At 69.5% G+C, this 2370-nt stretch carries 3 protein-coding genes and 1 pseudogene; 1 reads left to right on the forward strand and 3 read right to left on the reverse strand.

The genetic code is table 11. The annotated features are described in order from the left end of the window. Positions 1 to 91: acyl-CoA dehydrogenase family protein (locus KBX53_RS29880; RefSeq protein WP_369010017.1), on the reverse strand; the 91-nt coding region annotated here is incomplete at its 3' end. Positions 92 to 110: 19 nt separating this feature from the next. Next, positions 111 to 602 (reverse strand): annotated as a pseudogene (locus KBX53_RS29885) (carboxyl transferase domain-containing protein); the annotation flags it as partial. Between the two features lie 168 nt (positions 603 to 770). Between KBX53_RS29885 and KBX53_RS29890 the strand changes: the two are divergent. After that, on the forward strand, positions 771 to 1331 hold the full coding sequence (locus KBX53_RS29890; RefSeq protein WP_030331937.1) for a snapalysin family zinc-dependent metalloprotease: 561 nt from the start codon (positions 771 to 773) through the stop codon (positions 1329 to 1331). A gap of 54 nt (positions 1332 to 1385) precedes the next feature. On the opposite strand, the gene KBX53_RS29895 is transcribed toward KBX53_RS29890, so the two are convergent. Then, the gene (locus KBX53_RS29895; protein ID WP_210863011.1) at positions 1386 to 2306 is read right to left on the reverse strand and encodes a hydroxymethylglutaryl-CoA lyase; all 921 of its coding nucleotides are present in this window, start codon (positions 2304 to 2306) and stop codon (positions 1386 to 1388) included. Positions 2307 to 2370: the final 64 nt, after the last annotated feature.

Raw genomic sequence — 2370 nt, forward strand, 5'->3', positions numbered from 1 at the left:
CCTTCAACTCCATGTCGGCGATCTTGAACTGGATGGCCTGGTTGGCGCCGATCGGCTGACCGAAGGCGTGCCGTTCCTTCGCGTACCTGATGGACTCGTCGACGCAGCCCTGCGCTCGGACCGAACAGCGCGCAGACCTGCGGGATCGAGCCCGAGGCGCGGACCTGGTTCCAGAAGATCTTGCCGGCGCCCCGCCGGCCGGGAAAGAGGTCGACCTGGTCGGTGATCCGGGCGCCGGCCGAGTCGACCAGGTAGACCATCGGCACACCGGCGCCGTACGCGCGCTCAATGATGCGGATGATCTTCTCGACGGTGCGGGCGCCCCAGCTGCCGGCCTTGACTGTGGAGTCGTTGGCCATCAGGCAGACCTGTCGGCCGTCGATCGTGGCGGTGCCGGTCACCACGCCGTCGGCGGGCAGCCCGTCGGCGAGCGCGTTGGCGTAGAGGCCGTCCTCGACGAACGACCCCTCGTCGACCAGGAGCGCGACCCGTTCACGGGCGAAGAGCTTGCCCTTGGCCGCGTTGGCGGCGTGGTACTTGTCCGCGCCGCCGGACCGGGCGCGCTTGCGCAGCTGCTCCAGTGCCTCACCGTCGAGCGTCACGCCGACTCCTCCGCCAGAACGACCTGAACGATCGTTAGGCTAGCGCATGAGCACGACTGTCGGCGACCTACGAGCGAATCAGACAGTCGAGCCGAGAGCAAGACATTGAATAACATGAATGAGTATCGCTAGGCTCCTGACACCCCTCCTCCCGGATTGGAGTCAGCGATGACCTCACGACTCAATCGGCTCGCTGTCGCGTTGCTCGCGACGGCACTCACCACCCTCGGCCTCACGGTCGCCAACCCCGCGCCCGCGTCCGCCGCCATGACCATCTGCTACAACACCAGCCAGGCGGGCAGCTACGCCAGCGTCGCCAACCAGGCCGCCACGATCTGGAACAACGCCACCGTCAACCTGACGCTCACGGCGAACTGCGGCTCGAACCTGCGGATCTACCGGATCACCGGCGGCGGCTCGTACGCCGTGCGGACCAGCCTCGGCAACGGCCGGGTCTACATCGACACCCAGCAGGCCGCCCAGTACAGCGTGCTGCGGATCATGACCCACGAGATCGGGCACATCCTCGGCCTGCCGGACAACTACAACGGGAACTGCTCGCTGCTGATGTCCGGCGGCAGCGCCGGCACCAGCTGCACCAACCCGTACCCGAGCAGCGCCGAGGCGAGCCGGGTCAGCAACCTCTTCGCCGGCACGTTCAGCGCCACCGACCGCAGCGCGGACATCTTCCGCGACAGCTGGCCGAGCACGCTCACCCCGGTGAGCTGAGCGACCAGGCACCTGGAAGGGGCCGGCGACCGCGCCGGCCCCTTCGTCGCGTCCTCAGCTCGGCAGCGGCGTCAGCCGGGTACGCGGGCCGGCCCGCAGCACACCGGACGGCAGCGTCTTGCCGCGCAGCGCCACCGCCAACACCGCCCCCTCGATCAGCGCCGGCAGGTCGATGCCGGTGTCGACGCCCATGTCGTGCAGCATGTGCACGGCCTCCTCGGTGGCCAGGTTGCCGCTCGCCCCCGGCGCGTACGGGCAGCCACCGAGGCCACCGACGCTGGCGTCGAACTCGGTCACCCCCAGCTCCAACGCGGTCAACAGGTTGGCCAGCGCCGTACCCCGGGTGTTGTGGAAGTGCAGCAGGACCGGCACGTGCGCGTTGCGGTCGCGTACCGCGGTCAGCAGCTCGCGGACCCGGCGTGGGGTGCCCATGCCGGTGGTGTCGCCGAACGCGACCCGGTCCGCGCCGTCGCGGACCACCCGGTCCACGATCCCGGCCACCCGCTGCGGGTCGATGTCCCCCTCGTACGGGCAGCCGAAGCTGGTCGCCACGATCACCTCGACCCGCGCCGAGGCACCGTGCAGCAGGTCGATCAGCTCGGCGATGTCGTCCAGCGACTCGTCGGTGGACCTGTTGACGTTGCGCCGGTTGTGCGTGTCACTGGCCGAGACCACCACCTCGATCTCGGTGAACCCGGCGGCGAGGGCCCGCTGCGCGCCCCGGGTGTTCGGCACCAGCGCCGAGTAGCGCACCCCGTCGGCCTTCACCGCCCGCCGCCACACCTCGTCGGCGTCCGCCATCTGCGGGATCGCCTTGGGGTGCACGAACGACACCGCCTCGATCCGGCGTACACCGGTGCCGGAGAGGGCGTCGAGCAGCCGCACCTTGGCGTCGGTCGGGATCGGGTCCTCGTTCTGCAACCCGTCCCGTGGCCCGACCTCACGGATCGAGACGAAACTCGGCAGGTCCGCCATAAGGGGTCACCTCACTGTGACGAAAGCAGTGCTTAGGGGTTCCCCCAGCATGCCACTCCACTGT

This window comes from Micromonospora sp. M51 (assembly GCF_018070305.1).
GTDB classification, from domain to species: Bacteria; Actinomycetota; Actinomycetes; order Mycobacteriales; family Micromonosporaceae; genus Micromonospora; species Micromonospora parva.

Coding starts and splice junctions, on each gene's coding strand:
- KBX53_RS29890 (WP_030331937.1), top strand. CDS start 771: ATGACCTCACGACTCAATCGGCTCGCTGTCGCGTTGCTCGCGACGGCA.
- KBX53_RS29895 (WP_210863011.1), bottom strand. CDS start 2,306: ATGGCGGACCTGCCGAGTTTCGTCTCGATCCGTGAGGTCGGGCCACGG.